Genomic DNA, 23822 nt, shown 5'->3' with positions numbered 1-23822 from the left:
GTCCGGCACCCTCCTAGTAACTTGGCGTCATGGACGTGAACCCGGTGCTCGAACGGCTCGGCGCCTACCCGATCGCGACGATCCAGGAGCGTGCCCACGCCCTGCGAGCCGCAGGCGGTCGGGTCATCGACTTCTCGATCGGCGACCCGACGGAGCCGACCCCCGAGCTGGTGGTGGCTGCGCTCCACGACGCGGTGCCCGAGGTCTCCCAGTACCCGCTGACGGCAGGGACCGCCGAGCTGCGCCGTTCGATCTCCGACTACCTGAAGCGGCGCTTCGGCGTATCGGTCGATCCCGACACGCAGGTGATGCCGACTTCCGGCTCCAAGGAGGCGGTGTTCTCGGCGCCGCTGGCGTTCGTCGACCGCGACTCTGCGAAGCGCACGATCGTGTACGGGACACCCGGATACCCGATCTACGAGCGGGGAGCGCTCTTCGCAGGGGCGGACACCCAGCCGATCGTGCTGGGCGGCGACTTCGTGCTGAGAGCATCCGACATCGACGATGCCGCCTGGGAAGGCGCCAGGATGGTGTGGATCTGCACGCCGCACAATCCCGCCGGGTCGGTGACGAACGCCGGCGAGCTCGCCGATCTCGTCGACCGCGCCCGCGCCTCCGGCGCCCTCCTCTGCTCCGACGAGTGCTACGCGGACGTGTACGAGCCTGCCGTGTATCCGGACGGGCCCCCTTCCGTGCTCCAAGTCGCCGGCGACGGCGCTCCCGGCGTGCTGGCGTTCTTCAGCTGCTCGAAGCGCAGCGGCATGACGGGATACCGCTCGGGCGCCATGGTCGGCGATCCCGAGGCGATCGCCGCGCTGAAGAAGCTGCGAACCGCCACCGGGACGGCGTCCCCCGACTTCGTGCAGGCGGCCGCGGCGGCGGCGTGGAGTGACGACGCCCACGCCGCCAAACGACGGGACGTCTTCGCCCACAAGCGTGCCGTGCTGCGCACTGCCTTCGACGAGATCGGCCTCACCACCGTCGCATCGAACGCCGGCTTGTACATGTGGATCGAGGTCGGCGACGACCTGGCGGTCACCGACCGGCTGCTCGACGGCGGGGTGGTCGTGTCGCCGGGACGGTTCTTCGGGGAGGGCGGAGAGGGATACGTCCGGCTCGCCCTCGTGCCGTCCGTCGAGGAGTGCGCCGACGCCGTGCCCGTCATCCAGGCGGCACTCGGCCCGTGACCGATCGAGAGACCATCGAAGGCGTGTACGCCGATCTGGGACGCCTCGGAGACCCCGAGTCCATCGGCGCCGTCCATCGGACGATCGCCGCCCTCGACAAGGGCGAGGTGCGGGTGGCGGAGAAACGAGACGGCGAGTGGATCGTCAACGAGTGGGTGAAGGAGGCGATCGTCCTCTACTTCAGGGTCGCAGAGCTCGACACGTGGGAGGTGGGCCCGTTCGAGTACCACGACAAGATCCCGACCAAGCACGACCTGGCCGCTGCCGGGGTCAGGGTCGTGCCCCCGGGGACCATCCGTTACGGCGCCTTCTGCGAGCCCGGGGTCGTCGTCATGCCCGGCTACGTCAACATCGGCGCCCACGTCGGGTCCGGGACGATGGTCGACACCTGGGCCACCGTCGGCTCGTGCGCCCAGGTCGGCCGGAACGTCCACCTGTCGGGCGGGGTGGGCATCGGTGGCGTGCTCGAGCCGCCGAACGCCAGGCCGGTCATCATCGAGGACGGTTGCTTCATCGGCAGCAGGTCGATCATCACGGAAGGGGTCATCGTCGAGGAAGGGTCGGTGCTCGGCGCCAACACGGTGTTGTCTGCGAGCATCCCGATCATCGACGTGACGGGAGACGAGCCCGTCGAGCACCGCGGACGGGTGCCCGCCAACTCGATCGTCGTCCCGGGAACGCGACCGAGGGACTTCCCGGCCGGCCGCTTCGACCTCGCCTGCGGGCTCATCATCGGGAAGCGCTCCGAGTCGACCGATGAGAAGACGTCGCTCAACGAGGCGCTCCGAGTGTTCGAGGTGCAGGTATGACGTCACTCGGCGAGACGCTCGCCGATCTCGTGGCCACCCATTCGGTCACGGGAAACGAGGGCCGCCTGTGCACTGCCATCGCGGAGCGCTTCTTGCCGCTCTTCACGATGGACAAGGTGCAGCGCATCGGTAACAGCCTCGTCGTCGGCGCCCAGACGGGGAGGCCCCTCATCTCGCTCTACGGCCACATCGACACCGTCCCCGAGCAGGAGGGCAACGGAGCGTCGAGGGTCGAAGACGGCCGGATGTACGGCCTCGGGACGAGCGACATGAAGTCCGGCGTGGCGGTGATGATCCACTTGCTGGAGGATGACACCGTGAGGTCGGGCCGCTACGACGTCGTCGGCGTCTTCTACGACAAGGAGGAGGGTCCTTCGGTCGAGAACGGGCTGGAGGAGGTTCTCGACAGGGCACCGTGGCTCTCCGAGAGCGAGCTGGCGATCGTGCTCGAGCCGACCGATCTCCAGATCGAGCTCGGCTGCAACGGTGTCATCAACGCCGATGTCACGTTCCACGGCAGGTCGGCGCATTCGGCCAGGCCGTGGCTCGGCGAGAACGCGGTCACCAAGGCCGGTGAGTGGCTCACCGAGATGCACGGTCTCGAACCGGTGCCTGCCGTCGTCGGTGGACTGGAGTACCGCGAGGTGTTCTCGGTCACGATGGCGCAGGGCGGCATCGCCAACAACGTGCTGCCGCCGAGCTTCACGGTGAACCTCAACTATCGGTTCCCCCCGCTCTACTCGCTCGCCGAGGCGGAGGCCCGGCTGCGCAGGGTCGCCATGGCTGCCGACGAGATCGTCGTCAAGGACAGGGCGCCGGCGGGCTCGATCCCGGAGTCGAACCCGCACCTGGCTCGTCTCGAGGACATCGCCAGGACGAGCCGGGCGGCCAAGCAGGGTTGGACCGATGTGGCCCGCCTCACCGCCCGGGGGATCCCTGCCGTCAACTACGGGCCGGGCGAGACCGCCCAGGCGCACCAGGTCACGGAATCCGTCCCGATCGTGAACCTCGATCGCGCCTACTCGGTTCTGCGCCAGCTCCTGGCGACCTAGTGCAGTGACCGGCAACGTTTGCCCTGTGGGAGCTGGGCTGATAACTGTGGGCACCCCACTGGGTTGCCCGTATTCCTCGTCGGGGCGGCCGAGCCGGCCTAGCGCGCCACGCGGTAGCGGAGGTAGATGACTCTGGAGCTGAAGGTGTGGGTCTCGACGAGTTCGAGGTCCACCCGGCGCTCACTTTGGGGAAAGAAGGGGATGCCACCGCCGACCAGCACCGGGTAGACCATGGTCCGGTATTCGTCGATCAGACCCGACGCGGCGGCCTCGGCGGCGAGCGTCGCGCCGCCGATCGCGATGTCGCCCTCCCCCGGTTCGGCTCGTAGCCCCTCGATCTCCTCCGCCAAGCTCCCGGAGGCCAACCGGGCGTTGCCCTGCACCGCCGACAGCGTTGTGGAGAACACCACCTTTGGGAGCGGGTTCCAGAGCGCGGTCCACTCGAGTTCGGCGTCGTCGAGCGATCGGTCCTGGTCGGCGGTCTCCCAGTAGAGCATCGTCTCGTACAGCCGCCGTCCCATCAGGTGGACGCCGACCTCTCGGATCTCGTCGATCCAGAAGCGGAAGACCTCCCCGTCGGGCGGCGTCCAGTCGAAGTTGCCGTCCGGCCCGACGATGTAGCCGTCAAGTGAGACGCCCATCGAATAGGTCACGCTGCGCATCAGAAGTCCTCCTTGGTAGCAGGTGCGACAGTACGACCGCCGGCTCATCGCCGATTGTGAGACAGGGCAAGGCCAGCTCCTGGCGACCTAGCCGGTCGTCAGATGGCGCTCCGTTTGGCGGCGACAGGCGCCAGCGAGAGGCGGTCGAGCGACACCTGCACGATCGGGCCGATGCCGAAGGCGAAGAGGGCGGTCCCCACGCCCACGGTGCCGCCGAGGAGCCATCCCGCCCCGAGGGCGGTGATCTCGATGATGGTCCTCACCTTGGCTACCCGGTGGCCCCTCCTGGCGATCCCCGTCATCAGCCCGTCGCGCGGTCCCGGTCCGAGGCCCGCCCCGATGTAGAAGCCGGAGCCGATGCCGATGATGACGATCCCACCGAGCAGTGCCACCCACCTCGTGCCGAGGCCGGGGAGCGTTTCCGGCAGCGCCCAGAGCGTCGCATCGATGACGACGCCGATCACGATCACGTTGAGCACGGTTCCCATCCCGAAGCGCTCCCTGATGGGAAGCCACGCCAGCAGCACGATGAACCCTGTGATGATGCCGACGGCGCCTATCGATATGCCCGTGTGGAATGAGATCCCCTGGTGGAGCACCTCCCAAGGCGCCAGCCCGAGCTCGGAGGCGACCATGAGGGCGAGCCCGATCCCGAACAGGACGAGCCCGACGAGGAGCCTCGGAAGCCGGGCGCGCAGCTCTGGGCGTGAGGGGAGCGGCAGCACCGGGTGAGGGTAACGCCCCTAGGGTCGGCCGCAGCCGGAGCCCGTCGGACCACGGAGCCGGCGGGATGCCGCGCCGGGCATCCGCCTACCGGTGTCGCGTCGCCGCCTCGGCGAGCTCGGCGAGCGAGAGGAACGTGAAGTCGACGTCGGGACGGAGGTCGACGGGGACGGTCGCACCCCACGAGCCCCCTCCCGAGAGGTGTTGCCGGTCGATCCAGGCAGTGGCGAGGCCGAGACGCTGTGCGGGAACGTGGTCGTGGAACTGGCTCTGGGCGACGTGCAGCAAGGCGCCCGGCTCGACGCCGTGGTCTGCCATGAGTCGCTCGAGCATGTGGTGGAAGTTCGCCGGGTCCGGCTTGTAGGACCCGATCTCCTCGGCGGTGTATTCGGCGTCGAAGGCGACGCCGAGGCGCTGCCGGGAGGCGGCGAGGCTCGCCTTGTCGACGTTGGACAGGATGACGAGCCGATAGTGCTGCGAGAGCGCTCGAAGCGCTTCCACCGAATCGGGAAACGCGGGCCAGGCACCGACGGAGCCCCCGAACGCCTTGTCGAACGACGGCGCCGTCTCGAGCCCGAATCGTGCCGCCAGCCCATGGTGGACGCGCTCCAGGACCTGGCGATAGCCCATGGACGGTGTGGTTCGCTGCTGCGAGGACTCGAGATCGGCGAACGCTGCCAGCGCCTCAGCGCGCCCCACCGCCGATCCGGCTACCAGCGGCTGCAGAGCGGACCAGATCCCGGTCTCCCAGTCGATCAGGGTGCCGTAGCAGTCGAAGCTGAGCGTCGTGAAGTCGGCGAGGTGCATTCGATGGGTCACCGGACGTCGGCGGGGACCTGACCGTCGACGTGGGCGATGGCCGGGACGGCCTGCGGAACGCACGACGGGAGGGCGGAGGGACGCGTCCCGACGAACCGATCGGCGGAGTCTGCCTGCCGCCGCACCGCGACCAGGATCGGCACCGCGGCGAGGGCGATGGCACCTCCGACCACGTAGCCGGCCGAGAAGCTTCGCCGGTCGGCGAGTGCCCCGAGGCCCCCCTGGCCGACGACGCCGCCGACGCCGCCCACCATCGAGTCGAACGACACCACGGTGGCGCGCTGCCCGGCCGGCACGACCTCGTGGAAGAATGCCTGCCGAACCGGCATCTGGACGCCCATGGCGACACCTGCGGCGAGGAGCAGCAGGAGCGCCGGCAGGAATGCAGACACGGCTCCGACCCCGATCATCGCTCCTGCGAACACGGTTCCCGTCCACAACAGCAGGGTGGTGCGCAGTCCGCACCATCGGGTGACGACCTCGACGATGCCGTTGCCGATCATCATCGACACCGCCAGCAGAGCTGCGACGACCCCGGCGACCCAAACGGCATCACGCTCCAGCAGCTCGAGGAAGTACGGCTGCCAGGCGTACCAAGCCCAGAAGAAGAACCCGTTCTGGATGGCCCCGGCGACCATCAGCAATCTCAGCGAGGGGTGGCGCCACCCGAACGTCAGTCCGGCCGCTCCCGTCTCGAGCGCCACGGCCGGGATGCTCCGTATCGGGATGCGCCTCGGCTCGAAGCCGACGTCGTGCATGCCCGTGAACGCCAGGAAGAACAGGAGGACGAGCAGCCCCGAGCGGATGAGGAAGGGGATGGCGAGGTCGACCTGGCCGACCACGCCGCCGCCGACCGTGCCGACGAGCATGGCGGCGCCGCTCACGATCTGGCTCCGCGAGAAGATCTGATCGAGGCCGCCCGCGAAGCCGTGATGGCGGACGCCGTCGACGAGCCACGCCTCCATCGCCCCGGAGTAGAACGTGAAGCCGAGGCCGATGAGCGCCGAGACCGCCGAGAAGGCGACGATGCCGGCCCCGACCTGTGCGAGGGCGACGTAGAGGATGGTGCTCGCCGCCAGGACGACGAGCGAGAGCAGGAACGAGGCCCGTCTCCCCACCGTGTCTGCGGTGATGCCGGTCGGGATCTCGAACAGGACGGTCCCGACCGAGAACGCCGCATTGGCGACGAAGACGCCCGTCACCGAGAGCCCGGCGTCGAGGAGGAACAGGGTGTTGATGCCCCAGATGATCGAGGCGGCCAGGGTGTAGAGGCCCGAGTAGACGTAGTAGCGCCGCACGAGCGCTGCCGCTTCAAGGGGCATGGTCGCCGTCAATCTGCTCCCCTCGTGCTGCTCGGCGCCGAAGGAGGAGGGCCACGGGGTCCTCACTCGCCCGGCGAGGCTACCGCATCGTGTGCTGGCCCATGGCCGCCCGGTTGCGAGCCGGCGGTACCATCGTCGCCCATGCCTGTGGACATCGACATCGCAAAGGTGGCCAAGCTCGCCCGCATCGCCCTCGACGATGCCTCCCTCGAGCGCTACGGGAGGCAGCTCGAGGTGATCCTGGAGCACGCCGAGCGCGTCCAAGCGCTGCCGACCGGGGGCGTCGAGCCGACGGCGCATCCGATCCCGATGACGAACCGCTTCCGGGGAGACGTCGTCACGGGAACCCTCGAGCGCGGCGAGATCCTCGCCCAGGCTCCCTCGTCGGAAGACGGCTACTTCCGGGTGCCCCGGATCCTCGACGAGCCATGAACGATCTCGCCGACCTCACGATCGTCGAGGCGGGGAGGCGGATGCGGTCGGGGGAGTGCTCGGCCGCCGACCTACTCGATGCGGTGATCCGCAGGGCGTCGTTCACGGAAGCCCACCTCCACGCCTACCTGCTCATCGACCGGGATGGAGCCGGGGCCGCCGCCGAAGCCGCCGACGCCGAGTTGGCGGCAGGGCGCGATCGCGGACCGTTGCACGGGATACCGCTCGCCCTCAAGGACAACCTGACGACGAGGGGGCTGGCGACGACGTGCTCCTCACGCATCCTCGAGGGCTACGTCCCTCCATACGACGCCACGGCCGTCGCCAGGTTGCGCCAGGCAGGGGCGGTGATCGTCGGCAAGACGAACCTGGACGAGTTCGCCATGGGGTCGTCGACCGAGAACTCGGCCTTCGGCCCTTCTCGCAATCCGTGGGATCCCGACCGGGTCCCCGGCGGGTCGTCGGGAGGGGTGGCGGCCGCCGTGGCCGCCGGATCGGCTCTCGGCGGCTTCGGCACCGACACGGGTGGGTCGGTTCGCCAGCCGGGTTCGTTGTGCGGGGTCGTCGGGATGAAGCCGACATACGGCCGCGTCAGCCGGTACGGGCTGATCGCCTTCGCATCGTCCCTCGACCAGATCGGGCCGCTGGCACGAAGCGTCGAGGACGCCGTGGTCCTGCTCGAGGCGGTCGCCGGGTTCGACGTCAACGACTCGACGAGCATCCCGGGTGACGTTCCGGACCTCAGGGCCGGGCTCGGGGCGGGCGTGGCGGGGATGCGGATAGGAGTCGTCAGGGAGCTGATGGGGAAGGGGATCGACCGGGAGGTCTTGGCGGCGACCGGCGCGATGGTCGATCGGCTCTCCGACGCCGGCGCCGATATCGTCGAAGTCTCGATCCCGGCCGTCGAGTACGCCCTGTCTGCCTACTACCTGATCGCCCCTGCCGAGGCGTCGGCCAACCTGGCCCGGTTCGACGGGGTGCGGTACGGGCTGCGCGTCGACGGGGACACCACTGAGGAGATGATGGCCAGGACGAGGGCAGACGGATTCGGTCCAGAGGTGATCCGCCGTGTGCTGCTCGGCACGTACGCGCTGAGCGCCGGGTACTACGACGCCTTCTACGGGCAGGCGCAGAAGGTGCGCACCCTTCTCAGGAGGGAGTTCGCCGCGGCGTACGAGAAGGTCGACGCACTCGTGTCACCGACGAGCCCGACCACCGCCTTCGAGGTCGGCGCCAAGACGGCAGACCCGCTGGCGATGTACTACTCGGACGTGTGCACGATCCCGATCAACCTCTCGGGCGACCCGGGTATCTCGGTGCCGATCGGCCTGGACGACGCCCGACTCCCGATCGGGTTCCAGGTGATGGCGCCTGCACTCGCCGAGCCGGTGCTCTTCCAGGTGGCAGCCGAGGTCGAGCGCATCGCCGCCTTCGCCGCCCGGCCGAGCCTGGCGGCCTCGGAGCCGCTGCCGACATGACCGAGTACGAGGCCGTGATCGGGATCGAGACGCACGTCGAGCTGCAGACGCGCTCCAAGATGTTCTGCGGATGCCCCGTGACATTCGGTGCCGAGCCGAACACGGCGTGCTGCCCCGTGTGCCTCGGGCTGCCCGGCGCACTCCCGGTCCCGAACGAGGCTGCGATCGACGGCATCCTGGCCATCGGCTCTGCCCTCGATTGCGAGCTCGTCGAGCACTCGGTCTTCCATCGCAAGAACTACTTCTATCCGGACCTGCCGAAGAACTACCAGATCTCCCAGTACGACCTCCCGCTGTGCGTGAACGGGCGAATCGTGATCGACGTCGACGGCGAGCCGGTGACGATCGGGATCACCAGGGTCCACATGGAAGAGGACACCGGAAAGAGCATCCACGTCGGCGACGGCGGGCGGATCGCCGACGCCGGCTATTCCCTGCTCGACTTCAACCGCTCAGGCGTGCCCCTCGTCGAGATCGTCACCGAGCCCGACGTCCGGTCGGCGGAGCAGGCGAGGGCGTACGGTGCGGAGCTCCAGCAGATCGTGCGCGCCCTTGGTGTGTCGGACGCCCGCCTCGAGGAGGGCAGCATGCGGTTCGACGCCAACGTGTCTGTCCGGCCACGCGGTTCCGCCGTGCTCGGCACCCGATCCGAGGTGAAGAACGTCAACTCGCTGCGCTCACTCGAGCGGGCGATCGCATTCGAGATCGACAGGCAGATCGGCGTCCTCGAGGCGGGGGGCCGCGTCGTCCAGGAGACCCGCCACTGGAACGAGGAGACGGGCGCCACGTCCTCGATGCGATCCAAGGAGGAATCCGAGGACTACCGCTACTTCCAGGAGCCCGACCTGCTCCCTCTCCACGTCGACGACGCCAAGCGGGCAGCCGTCCGGCAAGCCCTGCCGGTCCTGCCGGCGGCGCGACGGGCCGGATACGCCGAGACAGGGATCGGAGGGCGCCTCGCCGCGGCGCTTGTGGCGACGGACGGCCTCGGCGAGCTCTTCGAAGAGGCGATGGCGTCGGGGGCGGGAGCCCGCGCCGCGGCGAACTGGGTCACGGGCGAGGTCGTCGCCCATGCTCGCCGGATGGGTGTCGGGCCGGCCGACACGCCCCTCACCGGTCAGCACCTCGCCGAGCTTGCCGCCATGGTCGAGGACGGCGAGCTGTCTGCCACGGCCGCCAAGGACGTGCTCGCCGGCGTGCTCGAAGGCGAAGGGACACCGGCCGAGGTGGCTGCGGGGCGCGACCTCATCCAGATCTCGGACGCCTCGGTCATCGAGGACGCCGTCGACGCCGTGCTCGCCGACAACGCCGATGCCGTCGGCAAGATCACCGCCGGCGACACCAAGCCGATCGGATTCCTCGTCGGCGAGGTGATGAAGGCAACCGGCGGCAAGGCGGATCCCCGGCTCGTGTCCGAGCTGATCCGCTCCAAGGCGGGCGGCTGACGCGTGGCTCCCCTGGTCGTCCGTGAGGGGCGCTGGCTCGAAGGCGTCGACTCGGCCAGGCTGTGGGCGCTCGTCGCCGACCCGCAACGCATCGGGGAGTGGACCCCGCTGCACTTCGTCGGTTACATGGGCAAGGAGCTTCCCGAGGTCGGGAACGCCTTCTTCGCGACCCTGGGAGGCGCCAATCCCGACAAGGCCATGCGCTTCGAGTTCACGCACTGGGAGGCCGGCAGGCGCTATCGGTGCTCCGTCGCCGGGCCGAGGATGATCGGGGGTCTGGCGTTCTCGGTGGCGGTGCAGGAGGAGATGGCCGAGTCGGCCGTCTCGACCCGACTCGATCTCGAACTCGGAGGCGACGTCGCCCGGGTCCTCCATCCATGGTGGCGCGCTTGGGCGGCGCGGCGCTTGCAGCGCGCCATCGATGCCGCCGAGGCGGGCTCGCCGTGAACGCCGTGATCTTCGACTGCGACGGCGTGATCGTCGACAGCGAGCCCCTCTCGGATGAGGCATGGCGAAAGGCGCTGCGCAGCCACGGATACGAACCGAGCGACGACGAGATGGCGACGACGGTGGGCCTGACCGATCGAGCCGTCTACGCCAAGTTCGCGGCCGTTGCGGACCTCCCACCCGAGGACGAGCTCATCGAAGAGGTCATGGTCGAGTGCCGCCGCCTCTACTCCACGGCGCTCGAGCCGTTCGACGACGCCGTCGACGCCATCCGGGCGCTCGCCGGCAACGGCGTCCCGCTGGCCGTCGCATCGTCGTCTTCACGGCGGAACCTCGACATCAAGCTGGACCGCTTCGACCTCGGGCGCTACTTCGACTTCACGGTGGCCGGCGACGAGGTTCCGGCAGGGAAGCCGTCGCCCGACCTCTATCTCGAGGCGGCTCGCGGGCTCGGCGTCGACGCCTCCGTTTGCCTCGCAGTCGAGGACTCGCAGGCGGGCGCGGAAGCGGCCACTGCGGCCGGGATGCGGGTAGTCACCGTCGACCGGGGCCACGGCTCCGGCCGTGTACGTGGCTTTCCCGTCGTATCGGCCGTCGACGCCTCGATGCTGCTCACGTTCCTCGGGAGGGAGTGAGGTCTCCCTCGGGGAGGGAGAGTTCTCGCGAGGCGCTGCCTACCCGGTGTTGCGCAGTCCGGCAGCCAGCCCGTTGACCGTGAGGAGGAGTGCTCGCTGCAGGTCGTCGTCGACGTGACCCTCGGACCTGGCTCGGCGGAGCAGAGCGACCTGCAGGTAGCTGATCGGGTCGAGGTACACGTCGCGGATGCGGAGGGTCCGCTGCAGGACCGGGTATCGATCGACGAGCTCCTCGTCTCCCGTGATGGCGAGGATCTCACGTATCGTCACCGCGAACTCCGATTTGATCGCATCGAACGGCCCCCGCACCTCCCTTGGGACGAGCCCCTCGACGTAGCGCCCGGCGACGTCGAGGTCGGTCTTCGTGAGGGTCATCTCGACGTTGGCGACGAAGGCTCTGAAGAACGACCAGTCGGCGTACATCTGGTCGAGCACGTCGGCTGCGCCCGCCTCCCGCGCCGCCGCCAGACCTGTGCCGACTCCGAACCAGCCGGGCACGACCTGGCGCGACTGGGTCCAACCGAACACCCACGGGATGGCGCGCAGGCTCCCGAGGCCGGCCGGATCGGCCGGGGCGCCCGGGCGCCTCGCCGGCCGGGAGCCGATGTTCATCGCCGCCAGCTCCTCGACCGGTGTCGACGACAGGAAGTACTCGGGCAGCTCGGCGGAGTCGACCAACCGCCGATAGGCGCCGAGAGCGGCGTCGCTGATGACGTCCATCGCCTCGTCCCACCGATCGAGCACGGGCTGCGGTTGCCGCGACTTGCGGTGCAGCACCGACGCCTCGAGCGTCGCGGCCAGCGTCAGCTCGAGGTTGGCGGCCGCCAAGCTGGGAAGCCCGTACTTGTCGGCGATCACCTCGCCCTGTTCAGTGATCTTGATGCGCCCGTCGACGGTGCCCCACGGCTGGGCGAGGATCGCTTCTCCCGTCGGGCCGCCGCCGCGGCCCACGGTGCCACCCCTGCCGTGGAAGACCCGCAGCTCGACGCCGTGTCGCAGACCGGCGTCCCTCAAGTCGCGTGATGCCTTGTAAAGGCTCCATTGCGACGTCGTGATACCTGCCAGCTTGTTGGAGTCCGAGTAGCCGAGCATCACCTCTTGCAGGTCGGAGCGGAGCCGCACCACCTGGCGATAAGCCGGCGAGGACAGCAAGGCGTCGAGGATCTCCCCTGCGGTCGTCACCTCGTCGAGCGTCTCGAAGAGCGGCACGAACCCGATCCTGGCGATCGAGGAGTGCAGGTCGACGAGGCCCGCCTCGCGGGCGAGGACCACCGCGGCGAGCACGTCGTCCGGGCCCCTCGTCTCCGAGATCACGTAGCTCTCGATCGTCTCCTCTCCGAAGCGGTCCTGCGCCTCGCGGATGGCGGCGAACGTACCGAACGTGCGCCCCGGCTCGTCGTCCCACATCGTGGTGGGGGACGACAGGGGCCTGTGGCTCGCCAGTTCCTGCTCGAGCACCGTCGTCCTGTCCGCCCGCGTCAGCGAGCCGTAGTCCGGCTCGTCCGGGAGGCGCCCGTAGAGCTGGGAGAGCGCCTGATGGTGCTTCGAGGCGTGTTCTCGAACGTCCATCGTGGCCAACCGGAACCCGAAGGCGGCTACCCGGCGCATCAACCGCGCCACCATCCCCGTCGCGATCAACCCTCCGTGGTGCTCTCCGAGCGAGCGCATCATCACGGCGATGTCCTCCAGCATCTCGGGCGAAGATGCGTAGTCGACGTGCGGCTCGTGCTGGGTGCCGTCGGCGAGGCGGCGCCTCGTGTTCACGAGCCGCTGGTGGATGTAGGCGCACTTCTGCCGGTACGCCTCGCCGGCCGAGATGCGGGCAAACCGCCTGTGCACGTCGGGCAGGGCGGAGGCGTCCTGGGTGAGCGACTTGGCGAGCTCCTCCGAGATGGCGGTGATGCGCTCCGACGGGCTCAGCTCGCCGGCGAGCGACTCGACGGCGCCGATGAGCACCCGGAGGGCGTGGTCCTGCTGCATCTCGAGCACCTCGAACGTGAGCTCGGGCGTCACGTTCGGGTTGCCGTCCCGGTCGCCTCCCACCCAGGTGCCGAATCGGAGGGGAGTGGCGTCGCTGCGCAGCTCGATCCCGATCCTCCCGAGCTGGTGCGCCAACTCGTCGAACAGGTCGGCGGCCACCTCGTCGAAGATCTCCTCGAAGTAGTAGATGACCGACCGGGCCTCGTCGAGCGGGGTCGGACGCTCGGCCCGCAGCTCGTCCGTCTGCCAGATCAGATCGATGAGCTCGGCGAGGCGCCGCTCGATCCGGTCCATGTCGGAGTCGCTGAGGCGGGAATCGGCTCGCTCCTCCAGCAGGTCGGCGATCCTGGCCGTCTTCGTGAGTATCGATCGCCTGGCCGCCTCCGTCGGGTGGGCGGTGAACACGGGGCGAAGCTCGAGGCGGTCGACGATGTCCTGGACCGCTGCTCTCGGGATGCCGGCCTCGCCGATGCGGTCCACCGTCGTCTCCAGCCAGCCGCGTCGCCTGCCGGACCTCGCAGCATCGACGCCGACGCGGTGCGTCTGCTCGGCGACGTTCGCCAGGTAGAAGAAGGCGGTGAACGCCCTGACCAGGTTGATGGTCGTCGGGAGGTCGATCGACTCGAGCACGTCTTCGAGCTCACCCGCCGCCCCGGCGTCCGGCGGCACCCGGCGAAGCCGCTTCGTGAGGGCTCGCACCCTCTCGACGAGGTCGAGCAGCTCCTCGCCCTCCTGGCGAACCAGGGTCTGGCCGAGGAGGTTGCCGAGCATCCTGATGTCGGCCCGCAGCCGGCCGTCCTCCGTCGGGAGCTGATCCTCTGACATGGCGAGGCGAGGGTACAAGACGCCCACCCGGCAGCGGCCGAGCCCGTGCCGATGGGACGGCCCGCCGCGGAGCCCCTCATGGGCGCGCCGGGGACCCGGAGGGCACGCGCTCAGGCGTCCTCGTCGGGGTGGGCGCGCGTGTAGAAGTGGCGCTCGATCGCCAGCCACAGGGTACGCGAGAATGGGTGGAACAGCAGCGGAAACACGGCGTTCATCACGATCGTCGCCACGAGCACGCCGGTCCACGGCACGTCCGGCCAGGCGGCGACGAGCCAGACCACGAGAACGACGACGAACAGCCCTTCGGTGAAGACGAGGTTGACGGCCACCGCGCCCAGCCAGTAGCCCTGGACACGCTCGAATCTCAGGTCGCACGTGGGGCATCGCCCCTCCATGAGCAGCCAGCGGTGGAAGAGCCCGCCGCCACCGCACCGAGGGCAGCGCAGCATTGCGGCCCTCCCCAGGGCACGGAGCATCACTCGGCCGGCGCCCCCTCGGTGATGCCGCACGACGTGCCGGGTGCGTCGAGACCGAGCGCCTCTCTCGCAGCCTCAGGCTCCAGCGTGATCGCCGTCTCGACGGTCGCCCGTACCACCGCGATGTCCGGATGCGGGAACCCGTCGGCATCTCGACTCAGGCCGAAGCTTGGAGGGACGAACCCGACGGCGACGACCTCGCTCGGGTCGAGCCTCGGGATGAGCTCGACGAGATCGGGCAGCCTGTCCACGGGTATGTCCGTGACGACGCTGTCCTTGATCACCTCGGCGACGCGGGGGAAGGATCGGAGCAGCTGCAACGGCTCGGCCTGGGCGACGGCGGCCTGGAGCACACACCGCTGCCTGGCCATTCGGTTGTAGTCGCTCGAGTCGTGCCTCACGCGGGCGTATGCGAGGGAGTCGTGGCCATCCATGTGGTACCGCCCCGGCAGGAACTCGACGGCGGCGTGGCTGCCGTCCTCGACGGGATAGCTCGGGTCGTAGACCCGCTCGGTGACTGTGATGTCGAGGCCGCCGAAGGCGTCGACGAGGTCGACGAACCCGTTCAGGTCGACGAGGGCGAAGTAGTGGATGTCGAGGTCGAGGAGCTCCCCGATGGCGAGGCGCAGCGCCTCGGCGCCCGGCGGCCCCGGGCCCTGGAACGGATCGGGCAGCCGCGTCGCGTAGTCCCACAAGGCGTTGACGATGTCCGGATAGCAGTTGCACGAGAAGAGCCCGAGCTCGGCGGGGAGCGGAACTCCCTTGAGGTTGCGCGGGATCGAGAACAGCGCCGCCGCTCCGGACTGCGGATCGATCGAGGCGACGATGATCGTGTCCGTCCGGACCCCGATCCTGCCGGGGCCGGAGTCGCCCCCCAGCAGGAGGATGTTGAGTCGCTCGACGCCGTCCCAGATCCGCGGCGGGCGGGTGGTCGTGGTGGTCGATGGAGGCGGAGCGGCCGTCGTCGCCGTGGTCGTGCCCTCTCCGGTCGAGGGCGGCGCCACGGTCACCGCGACCGTCGTCGCGACGGTCGTTGCGGTGGTACTCGTCGTCGTCGGCGCGGCGAACACACTTTCGATGAGGTCCTGCTCGATGACGTCGTAGTAGCCGAACACGCCGTGTGGGACTGCGATGGCGGCCGTTGCGACCAGTCCGAGCGCCACGATGCCGGGTCTGTTCGACGCCGGACCGCTGGTCTGCCTCGCCGCGACGTAGGCGTCCGCGGCTGCGTATACCCGGAACGCCAGGAGCACACCGTTGCCGACGAGCAGCCAACGGAGGGCCGTCGGCTGTACCCACCATGTCGCCAGCATCAGCGGTCGTGCCGCCACCAACCAGCCTCCGGCCGCCGCCAGCGCCGCCGAGACGGACAACAGGACCCATCCGCGCCTGCGGCGCCCCACCATGAGCTGACCGACGCCGGGAACGATCGCCGAGGCGAGTGCCGCCAGCCCGGGAAGAACGGAAGCGACCATCTCGCCGAGATTAGGAGCGGAACCGGATTTGACCGGGAGACGCGGCGCGGCCGGAGGCCGCTCGATTCCTCGTCCTCGTGTCCGCCTGCGATGATGCCTGGCGCATGGAGAAGCCCCTCGTCGTTGTCGCCGAAGCCATCTCGGACGCCGGTCTCGATGTGCTGCGCCCGCATTGCGGTCTGGATGTCGCCGTCGGAGCAGATCGCGCCGATCTCCTTGGGCGGCTCGGCGCGGCGGCAGGGCTCATCGTCAGGTCGGCGACGAAGGTGGACGCCGAGCTGATCGCGGCGGCGCCCCGGTTGCAGGTGATCGGGCGCGCCGGGATCGGCGTCGACAACATCGACCTCGACGCCGCCACCAGGGCCGGGGTCCTCGTTGTGAACGCTCCCGAGGCCAACACGATCTCGGCGGCCGAGCTCACCATGGCGCTTCTGCTCGCCCAGGCCCGCAGAGTCCCAGAGGCGGACGCCTCGCTGCGTGGCGGCGCATGGGAACGGGCCAGGTTCAAGGGGGTCGAGTTGCACGGCAAGGTGCTCGGCGTGCTCGGCCTCGGCCGGATCGGCACTCTCGTCGCCCAACGTGCCTCCGCTTTCGGCATGCGGATCGTCGCCTTCGACCCGTATGTCTCAGAGGACCGGGCGAGGAGGATCGGGGTCGAGCTCGGCGATCTAGACGCAGTTCTCCAGGCAGCCGATTTCGTGACCATCCATCTCCCCCGCACGCGGGAGACGGAGGGGCTCATCGACGCCGAGGCGCTGCGCCGCATGAAGCGCGGCGTCCGCATCGTCAATGTCGCCAGGGGAGGCATCGTCGACGAGGTGGCGCTCGTCGAAGCGATCGAAGAGGGCCACGTCGCCGGGGCCGCCGTCGACGTCTTCGCAGTGGAGCCGGCGACGGACAGCCCCCTGTTGGCGCTGCCGCAAGTCGTCGTCACCCCCCACCTCGGTGCCTCGACCCACGAGGCCCAGGACAAGGCGGGCCTTGCTGTGGCGGAGGCGGTGGCTGCCGCGCTGAGCGGCGACCTCGTCCTGTCCGCCGTCAACCTCGACCTGGGCCCCGGCGCTTCGGACGAGATCCGCCCATTCCTGCCGCTGGCGGAGCATCTCGGGAAGATCTTCGTCGTGTTCGCACGAGGGCTTCCAGAGACTCTCGACGTCCGTGTGGCGGGGAGGGTCGCAGGAGGGTCGATCAAGCCGATCGCCCTCGGAGCGTTGAAGGGCGCGCTCAGCAAGGTGACCGACGAGCCGGTGTCATACGTCAACGCTCCGATGCTGGCCGAGAAGCGAGGCATGACGGTGCGCGAGACGAGCTTGGCCGATGGAGGGGACTACGCCACCGTTCTGACCATCAGTGGAGTCGTCGGCGACGTCCACCGGGTGATCGCCGGGACCGTCATGGAGCGCAAAGGCCTGGTGCTCCTGGAGATCGACGGCTACGAGATCGAGGTCCCGATCACCGATCACATGCTCCTGGTCCGCAACGACGACGTCCCCGGGGTGATCGGGAGGGTCGGCACGGTGCTCGGCGACGCCGGCGTCAACATCGCCAACATGGTCGTCGGCCGCCAGAAGGCCGGTGACGCCATGATGATGGCTCTCAGCATCGACGGGACGATCCCGCAGGAGATCGTCGACGAACTGCTGGCCACGCCGAACGTGCTGGCGGCACGCTTCATCGACCTCAGCTGAGCAGCTTCACCGCCCACCCGACCACAAGGCCGTATCCGCCCGCCACGAGGTCGTCGGCCACGATCCCGACCGGTCCCGGGACCATCTCGGCCTGCCGGACCCCGGGGAGCACCTTGAAGATGTCCGCCAGCCTCGCCACGAGCACGGCGGCCAGCCAGGGCCACCCGGCCAGGCCGATCATTGCCACGGCCGTCCCCGCCACCTCGTCGATCGTTATCCAGGCAGGATCGTCTCCATCGATCGCCCATGGGGCAGCGGCCCACAGCGAGGCCGCGGTGGCCGACGAGGCGAGGGCGACCCCCGCCAACACGGGGGCATCCCACAAGGCGATGCCGGCTGCCGAGACGAGGAGGGCCGCCAGCGTGCCGCCGCCCTGGGTCCCGCCCCAGAGCCGCCTTGGCACGAACCCCGTCCCGAACCCCGCCGCGATCCACCTGCGCATCTCGGGAGGGTAGAGGCCGGTCGGCTTTCGCCGGGGTGAACGATGGGGTGAACGCTCGACGTGCTCGTCTCGGTATGGTGAGGTGGTCCTCGGCGATCGGAGGTGCGGTGCTTCCCGAGCAGCTAGACGCGATGCGCGTTCCGTCGGATCCTCGGATCCATCCAGACGGGGTGAGGGCCGCCTTCGTGGTCACCGAGATCGACTTGGAGCGCGATCGCTATGTGAAGCGCATCTGGGTGTGGGATGGCTCGACAGCCCGTGCCGTCACCGCGGGTTCGGGTGACACGTCGCCACGATGGTCGCCGGACGGCACTCGCATCGCCTTCCTCCGCAAGCAAGAATCGGATGGGGCCAAGCCCCAACTGGCGCTGTTGCCGATCGACGGTGGAGAGGCATCGATCGCGACCGACTTGCCGCTCGGTGTCTCCGACCTGGCGTGGGCTCCCGACGGCGAGCGGATCGCCGTCGTGGCGGGGGAGTGGCGTCAACCAGACGTGCCGGACGAAGAGCGCTCCCGGCGCCCCCGCAGGATCACCGAGCTCCCTGCTCGATTCGACGGCAAGGGGTGGGTCCACGACCGGCGCGATCACGTCTGGGTGGTCGATCCGGAAGGCGGCGTGGATCCGGTTTGCCTGACGCCGGGTGACTTCGACGAGGCGAGCATCGCCTGGAGTCCGGACGGCTCGGAGATCGCGTTCGTCAGTGCTCGCCACCCGGAGCGCAGCCTCGACCCGGGACGCCAGGTCTTCACCGTTCCGGCTGGTGGAGGCGAGGCCGAACCGCGCACCGACGTCGGCCTGTGGAGCGTGCCCTCATACGACGCCACGGGCGCCCTGCACGCCATCGGCCTCGACGACAGGTGGGCGGGACCGAGTGTCCTGCAACTCGAGCGGCTCGGAGAGGGGCCCGTGACGTCGATCGACCGGGCGCTGGTGCCGCACTCGCCGGCCGTGGCGCCGGCGGGGCCGCAGTGGCTCGACGACGGATCGGCCATCAGTCTCCTCGAGGACGAGGGCCGGATGAAGGTCGTGCGGCTCGAACGGGACGGCACGATCGCCGCCTTGATGGCGGGGGACCGGGTGATCACCGGCGTGTCGCCTCGCCCCGACGGCTCGGCGGCGGTGCTGACGGCGACCGACCCGACGAATCCCGGCGAGGTGTACTGGTGGGAACACGGGACGGAGAAGCAGATCACGTCATTGAACGAGGGATTTGCAGCGGCCGCATCTCCCGTGGTACCTCGTCGCTTCACGATCGACCACGACGGGACCACCGTTGAGGGATGGATCTACCTGCCTCCCGGCGAAGGAAAGGTTCCGGTCCTCCTCAACATCCACGGAGGCCCGGCGACCCAGTACGGATACGGCTACTTCGACGAGTTCCAGGTGTACGTCGGCGCCGGCTACGGGGTCGTGGCGACCAACCCGAGGGGGTCGAGCGGCTACGGGGCAGAGCACCTGCGCGCCGTGGTGGGTCGGTGGGACGAGGACACGCCCCCGGACATGGTCGATCTGCTCGCCGCCGTCGATGCGGCTGCCGCCCTCGAGCCCCGCCTCGACCTCGACCGGATGGGCGTGATGGGAGGATCGTACGGAGGGCTGGCGACCGTGCGGATACTGGCGAGGGACCAGCGGTTCCGCTCCGCCGTCGCCGAGCGGGGGCTCTACTCGTTCATGTCGTTCTCGGGCAGCTCCGACATCGGCCCCTGGTTCGACAGGCAGTACCTGCTGGGTGAGCTCCCTGAGGACTGGGACCGCTGGTGGAAGGCGAGCCCCCTCGCCGAGGCGCACAGGATCACCACGCCGACGCTCGTGCTCCACAGCGACGGTGACTGGCGCTGCCCCGTCGAGCAGGCCCAGCAGCTGTTCGCGATGCTGCTGCGAAGCGGCGTCGAGGCCGAGCTCGTGAGGTTCCCCGAGGAAGAGGGCCACGAGCTGTCGCGCAGCGGCAAGCCGAGGCACCGGGTCGAGCGGTTCCAGATCATCCTCGAGTGGCACGACAGGTTCCTGAAGGACTGACCGCCGGCCGGCCGCCACCGCAAACCGGCCCCGGGCGTCAGCGGACCGTGGCATCATGAGCCCATGGAACCCACGAGATACATCTGGATGGACGGCGAGCAGGTCCTCTGGGACGACGCCACCGTTCACGTCCTCACCCATGCCCTCCACTACGGCACGGGGGTCTTCGAAGGCATCCGTGCCTACCGGACCGGCGAGGGCACCCAGGTATTTCGGCTCACCGACCACATGGCGCGGCTCCATCGCTCGGCGATGGCGTACCACATGGACATCGGATGGCCGGTCGAGGAGCTCAACGAGGCGACCAAGGAGCTCCTCAGGGCCAACGAGCTGGAGGCCGGCTACATCCGCCCGATCGTGTTCCTGGAGCTGGGTGCCGTCGGGCTCAATCCCGCCAATGCCAAGGTGCGCAGTGCCATCGTCACGTGGGAGTGGGGCGCCTACCTCGGCGAGGACGGCGTCCAGAACGGCATCAGGACCAAGGTGTCGAGCTGGCGGCGCTTCCCGATGGATGTGTTCCCGAATGCCAAGGCGACGGGCACCTATATCAACAGCATCCTCGCCAAGGTCGAGGCCGTCCGTTCCGGCTACGACGAGGCGATCATGCTCAACACGGACGGGCTCATCTCGGAGGGCAGCGGCGAGAACATCTTCCTGATGCGGGACGGCATCGTCTACACGCCGCCCGTGTCGGCCGGCTGCCTCGACGGCATCACTCGAGCATCTGTGATGACGCTGCTGCGGGAGGACGGGTACACGGTCGTCGAGCGGACCTTCCATCGCAGCGACCTGTACTACGGCGACGAGATGTTCCTCACGGGAACGGCCGCCGAGGTGACACCCGTGCGCGAGGTGGACGACAGGCCCGTCGGCGACGGCAAGCCGGGGCCGATCACTCGGCGCGCCCAGGCTCTTTTCGCAGACACCGTCGCCGGCAAGCTCGGAACGCACCCTGAGTGGCTCGAGTACGTCTGACGTGGGACAGCAGCCGAACATCGAGCTGGAGATGTCGGATCTCCCGCGGCCCAAGCCTGCCAGGGCGCCGGAACGTCGCTGGGCGCCCACCAGGCCGGGTGAGCTGACGTCGCCGGCAGACGTGCCGTGGGGCGGCGTGTTCGGCACCACCGGCCCGGATCCCGGATACGCCCTGCTCCTGGCATCGGCTGCCGACATCGACGTCGAGGGCCTCGACAGGCACGTCGTCGACGAGGTCGTCGCCGCCGTGGCGGCTGCCAGGGCGTCGCTGTTCGGGCGGGCACCGATGAGCGAGGACATCGAGCTGGCACACACCATCTTCGGGTTCCGCCAGGAGGGCCTTCCCAAGGAGGTCCTGGCCGGCCTCGAATCCGACCGGGCGACGTGGTTGGCGGGCGCCGGCCACGATCGGGCCAAGGTGCGGGACATCGTGGCGTCGGTGCCCAGGGACGTGCTCCAAGGGACGCTCGACGAGCTCAGGTCTCGCATGATCGGCGGCAGGCGGGGCATCGACCGGTGAGCGCATGAAGATCGTTCGCGTCGATACCGATCGCGACGACATCTCGTATGGAGCTGTCGAGCCGGAGGGCATCCGGCTGCACAGGGGCTCCCCCTTCGTCGCGTGGGAGCCGACAGAGATCGTCGTCGCCTGGGACGAAGCGCGGCTCCTCGCCCCGGTGATCCCGACGAAGATCGTTGCGGCGGGCCGCAACTACGCCGACCACGTGTCGGAGATGGGGAACGTGGTGCCGGAGGAGCCGCTCGTGTTCCTCAAGCCGCCTACGTCCGTCATCGGGCCGCTGCAGACGATCCGGATCCCGCCCGATTCGAACCTCGTTCACCACGAAGCAGAGCTGGCGGTCGTGATGGGGAAGGTGGCGCGCGACGTCGACATCGAGGACGTCGGAGCGCACATCCTCGGGTACACGGCCGCCAACGACGTCACCGCCAGGGACATCCAGCAGCGCGAGAACAAGTTCACCAGGGCGAAGGGCTACGACACCTTCTGCCCCCTGGGACCGGCGATCGACACGGAGCTCGACCCGCTCGAGGGCCTCTCGGTCATCTGCAGGGTCAATGGGGAGCTCACCCAGTCCGGCTCGACGAGCGACCTCATCTTCGGCGTCGGCGAGTTGATCTCCTTCATCTCGCGGATCATGACGCTGCTGCCGGGAGACGTCATTCTCACGGGGACACCCTCGGGCGTCGGTCCGATCCGGCCGGGCGATCGGGTCGAGGTCGAGGTCGAAGGCGTCGGGGTCCTCGTGAACCCGGTGGCCGCCCGGTGACGGTCAGGGTCCGATTCGCTCCGTCACCCACGGGCTACCTGCACGTGGGCAACGCCCGGGCGGCGTTGTACAACTACCTCTTCTCCAAGGGCAGGGGCGGGACGTTCATCCTGCGCGGCGACGACACCGATCGGGAACGCAGCGACGAGCTCTATCAGGAGGACATCTACGCCGGGCTCCGCTGGCTGGGACTCGACTGGGACGAGGGTCTCGAGGTCGGCGGCCCGCATGCCCCGTATCGGCAGAGCATGCGGCTCGACCGGTACCGCGACGTCGCCGCCTCGCTCGTCGCCGAGGGGTTGGCGTACCACTCCTTCGAGACGGACGCCCAGCTCGAGGCGTTCCGGGAGGAGATGCGGTCCACAGGCAAGACCCCGGCGTACGACGGCCGCTACCGGATCGACCCCGACCACGCCGAGCGGCTCGTGGCTGCCGGCGAGCGGGCGCCGATACGGTTCGCCGTGCCCCGACCGGGCGTCACGACGTTCGACGATCTCGTGCGTGGCCAGGTGTCGTTCGACCACGTGCAGGTGGACGATTTCGTCATCCTGCGGTCCGACGGCACGCCGACGTACCACCTCGCCAGCGCGGTCGACGACGTCGACTTCGAGATCACGCACGTCGTGCGGGGAGAGGACCTGCTCTCGTCGACCCCGAAGCACATCCTCCTCTCGGAGGCGCTGGGCGTCGAGCCTCCCGTCTTTGCCCATCTGGCGCTCCTCATGGGGCCGGACGGCAAGAAGCTCTCGAAACGCCACGGCGACACGTCACTGCGGGCCTACCGGCTGGGCGGTTACCTCCCGGAGGCGATGGACAACTACCTGGCGCTCCTCGGCTGGTCGCCGGGCCCGGACGTCACGGTCGTGTCGATGGAGGAGATGATCGAGCGCTTCGACCTATCGGACGTCACCAAGTCGGCTGCCATCTTCGACGTGGAGAAGCTCCAATGGCTGAACGGCCTCTACATCAGGGATCTCGGCGTCGAGAAGTTCGCATCGGCAGTGCTTCCCCTCGTCGAGGACGGCCTGGGGCGCAGCCTGTCGGATGAGGAGCGGTCGACGCTCAGCGAGATCGCACCACTCGTCCAGGAACGAGCCAGGCTCCTGACGGAGGTGCCGGAACAGGTGAGGTTCCTGTTCGCCGACGTCGCCGTCGACGACGACACGTGGGCCAAGGTGACGGCGAACGAGAGTGCCTCGACTGCGCTGGCGGGGGCGATCGAAAGGCTCGGCTCGCTCGAGTCGTGGGATGCCGGCGCCATCGAACGATCCTTGCGGGCGATGCTCGAGGAGGACGGCTTGTCTGCCCGCAGCGGGTTGCAGCCGCTACGGGTGGCGATCTCGGGCTCGACCGTCAGCCCTCCGCTTTTCGAGTCGTTGGCGGCTCTCGGCAGGGAGCGATCGATGGAGCGCCTTCGAGAGGCATCCGCCAGGATGTCGTGAGCTGGACGAGCCGCAGGTGACGTTGAGCGCCCCGGCCTCTTTGTCGTGCCCGCGTGACCTGGGAGGGGGATCGACCATGTCGTGTATCCTGCTCGGGCCACTTTCGGGGGTGGTGTAATCGGCAACACGACAGGTTCTGGCCCTGTTATTGGGGGTTCGAGTCCTCCCCCCCGAGCGAGTCCGGGCATCCGCCGAGGTGTC

Annotated in this window: 22 protein-coding genes and 1 tRNA gene; 15 read left to right on the top strand and 8 right to left on the bottom strand. The window is 69.1% G+C overall.

Annotated elements, in window-relative coordinates:
• The first annotated feature begins 29 nt into the window (after nucleotides 1-29).
• The 3 genes from VGC47_01320 to dapE are packed head-to-tail and all read left to right on the top strand — an operon-like array spanning nucleotide 30 to nucleotide 3048.
• Nucleotides 30-1187 (top strand): aminotransferase class I/II-fold pyridoxal phosphate-dependent enzyme, encoded by a 1158-nt coding sequence (locus tag VGC47_01320; protein ID HEX9853940.1) that lies wholly within the window; start codon nucleotides 30-32, stop codon nucleotides 1185-1187.
• A gap of 14 nt (nucleotides 1188-1201) precedes the next feature.
• The gene (locus VGC47_01315; protein ID HEX9853939.1) at nucleotides 1202-1996 is read left to right on the top strand and encodes a 2,3,4,5-tetrahydropyridine-2,6-dicarboxylate N-succinyltransferase; all 795 of its coding nucleotides are present in this window, start codon (nucleotides 1202-1204) and stop codon (nucleotides 1994-1996) included.
• Nucleotides 1993-3048, top strand: a complete 1056-nt coding sequence (gene dapE / locus VGC47_01310) for a succinyl-diaminopimelate desuccinylase (GenBank protein ID HEX9853938.1) — start codon at nucleotides 1993-1995, stop codon at nucleotides 3046-3048. Before VGC47_01315 ends, dapE begins: the two co-directional genes overlap by 4 nt.
• A 98-nt stretch (nucleotides 3049-3146) precedes the next feature.
• Here dapE and VGC47_01305 read toward each other — a convergent pair whose 3' ends face one another.
• From VGC47_01305 to VGC47_01290, 4 genes are all read right to left on the bottom strand, one after another.
• Nucleotides 3147-3710 (bottom strand): dihydrofolate reductase family protein, encoded by a 564-nt coding sequence (locus tag VGC47_01305; GenBank protein ID HEX9853937.1) that lies wholly within the window; start codon nucleotides 3708-3710, stop codon nucleotides 3147-3149.
• Nucleotides 3711-3808: 98 nt separating this feature from the next.
• Nucleotides 3809-4435, bottom strand: coding sequence for a hypothetical protein (locus VGC47_01300; protein ID HEX9853936.1), 627 nt, complete (start codon nucleotides 4433-4435; stop codon nucleotides 3809-3811).
• 85 nt (nucleotides 4436-4520) lie between these two features.
• A complete protein-coding gene (locus tag VGC47_01295) occupies nucleotides 4521-5252 on the bottom strand; it encodes a haloacid dehalogenase type II (protein ID HEX9853935.1) in 732 nt (243 codons plus the stop codon).
• The gene (locus VGC47_01290; GenBank protein ID HEX9853934.1) at nucleotides 5249-6640 is read right to left on the bottom strand and encodes an MFS transporter; all 1392 of its coding nucleotides are present in this window, start codon (nucleotides 6638-6640) and stop codon (nucleotides 5249-5251) included. Before VGC47_01290 ends, VGC47_01295 begins: the two co-directional genes overlap by 4 nt.
• Nucleotides 6641-6715: 75 nt before the next feature.
• Here VGC47_01290 and gatC point away from each other — a divergent pair, with 75 nt between their 5' ends.
• From gatC to VGC47_01265, 5 genes are read left to right on the top strand one after another with little or no spacing between them, the layout of a single operon-like run.
• Complete coding sequence (gene gatC / locus VGC47_01285; GenBank protein ID HEX9853933.1) at nucleotides 6716-7006, top strand: Asp-tRNA(Asn)/Glu-tRNA(Gln) amidotransferase subunit GatC; 291 nt, start codon at nucleotides 6716-6718, stop codon at nucleotides 7004-7006.
• Nucleotides 7003-8484 carry an Asp-tRNA(Asn)/Glu-tRNA(Gln) amidotransferase subunit GatA gene (gene gatA / locus VGC47_01280; GenBank protein HEX9853932.1) on the top strand — a complete coding sequence of 494 codons (1482 nt, stop codon included), beginning with the start codon at nucleotides 7003-7005 and terminating at the stop codon, nucleotides 8482-8484. Before gatC ends, gatA begins: the two co-directional genes overlap by 4 nt.
• On the top strand, nucleotides 8481-9929 hold the full coding sequence (gene gatB / locus VGC47_01275; GenBank protein ID HEX9853931.1) for an Asp-tRNA(Asn)/Glu-tRNA(Gln) amidotransferase subunit GatB: 1449 nt from the start codon (nucleotides 8481-8483) through the stop codon (nucleotides 9927-9929). Before gatA ends, gatB begins: the two co-directional genes overlap by 4 nt.
• Before the next feature lie 3 nt (nucleotides 9930-9932).
• Nucleotides 9933-10376: a hypothetical protein gene (locus VGC47_01270; GenBank protein ID HEX9853930.1), complete on the top strand. Its 444-nt coding sequence runs from the start codon at nucleotides 9933-9935 to the stop codon at nucleotides 10374-10376.
• The gene (locus VGC47_01265; GenBank protein HEX9853929.1) at nucleotides 10373-11011 is read left to right on the top strand and encodes an HAD family phosphatase; all 639 of its coding nucleotides are present in this window, start codon (nucleotides 10373-10375) and stop codon (nucleotides 11009-11011) included. Before VGC47_01270 ends, VGC47_01265 begins: the two co-directional genes overlap by 4 nt.
• Nucleotides 11012-11050: 39 nt before the next feature.
• Here the strand turns inward: VGC47_01265 and ppc are convergent, their stop codons facing one another.
• From ppc to VGC47_01250, 3 genes are all read right to left on the bottom strand, one after another.
• Entirely contained in the window at nucleotides 11051-13816 is a 2766-nt protein-coding gene (ppc, locus tag VGC47_01260; protein ID HEX9853928.1) for a phosphoenolpyruvate carboxylase, read from the bottom strand.
• 110 nt (nucleotides 13817-13926) lie between these two features.
• The gene (locus tag VGC47_01255; protein HEX9853927.1) at nucleotides 13927-14265 is read right to left on the bottom strand and encodes a DUF983 domain-containing protein; all 339 of its coding nucleotides are present in this window, start codon (nucleotides 14263-14265) and stop codon (nucleotides 13927-13929) included.
• A 26-nt stretch (nucleotides 14266-14291) separates the two neighbouring features.
• Nucleotides 14292-15767: an LCP family protein gene (locus VGC47_01250; protein HEX9853926.1), complete on the bottom strand. Its 1476-nt coding sequence runs from the start codon at nucleotides 15765-15767 to the stop codon at nucleotides 14292-14294.
• A gap of 104 nt (nucleotides 15768-15871) precedes the next feature.
• Here VGC47_01250 and serA point away from each other — a divergent pair, with 104 nt between their 5' ends.
• Nucleotides 15872-17455, top strand: a complete 1584-nt coding sequence (gene serA / locus VGC47_01245) for a phosphoglycerate dehydrogenase (protein ID HEX9853925.1) — start codon at nucleotides 15872-15874, stop codon at nucleotides 17453-17455.
• On the opposite strand, the gene VGC47_01240 is transcribed toward serA, so the two are convergent.
• On the bottom strand, nucleotides 17448-17897 hold the full coding sequence (locus tag VGC47_01240) for a phosphatidylglycerophosphatase A (protein ID HEX9853924.1): 450 nt from the start codon (nucleotides 17895-17897) through the stop codon (nucleotides 17448-17450). The genes serA and VGC47_01240 overlap by 8 nt on opposite strands.
• Nucleotides 17898-18028: 131 nt before the next feature.
• On the opposite strand from VGC47_01240, the gene VGC47_01235 reads away from it, so the two are divergent.
• The 6 genes from VGC47_01235 to VGC47_01210 all read left to right on the top strand — a co-directional run bounded on the left by VGC47_01235 (nucleotide 18029) and on the right by VGC47_01210 (nucleotide 23796).
• On the top strand, nucleotides 18029-19915 hold the full coding sequence (locus VGC47_01235; GenBank protein ID HEX9853923.1) for a S9 family peptidase: 1887 nt from the start codon (nucleotides 18029-18031) through the stop codon (nucleotides 19913-19915).
• A 63-nt stretch (nucleotides 19916-19978) separates the two neighbouring features.
• Nucleotides 19979-20890 (top strand): branched-chain amino acid transaminase, encoded by a 912-nt coding sequence (locus VGC47_01230; protein ID HEX9853922.1) that lies wholly within the window; start codon nucleotides 19979-19981, stop codon nucleotides 20888-20890.
• Between the two features lies 1 nt (nucleotide 20891).
• Entirely contained in the window at nucleotides 20892-21410 is a 519-nt protein-coding gene (locus VGC47_01225) for a hypothetical protein (GenBank protein ID HEX9853921.1), read from the top strand.
• 4 nt (nucleotides 21411-21414) lie between these two features.
• Entirely contained in the window at nucleotides 21415-22179 is a 765-nt protein-coding gene (locus VGC47_01220) for a fumarylacetoacetate hydrolase family protein (GenBank protein HEX9853920.1), read from the top strand.
• Complete coding sequence (gene gltX, locus VGC47_01215; protein HEX9853919.1) at nucleotides 22176-23621, top strand: glutamate--tRNA ligase; 1446 nt, start codon at nucleotides 22176-22178, stop codon at nucleotides 23619-23621. Before VGC47_01220 ends, gltX begins: the two co-directional genes overlap by 4 nt.
• Nucleotides 23622-23724: 103 nt before the next feature.
• Nucleotides 23725-23796: transfer RNA gene (locus tag VGC47_01210), tRNA-Gln, on the top strand.
• The last annotated feature ends 26 nt before the right edge of the window (nucleotides 23797-23822 follow it).

The organism is Acidimicrobiia bacterium (assembly GCA_036396535.1).
GTDB lineage: Bacteria > Actinomycetota > Acidimicrobiia > Spongiisociales > UBA5794 > DASWKR01.
The sequence above is the reverse complement of the archived record's forward strand: the minus strand, read 5'-3'. Positions and strand labels throughout refer to the sequence as shown.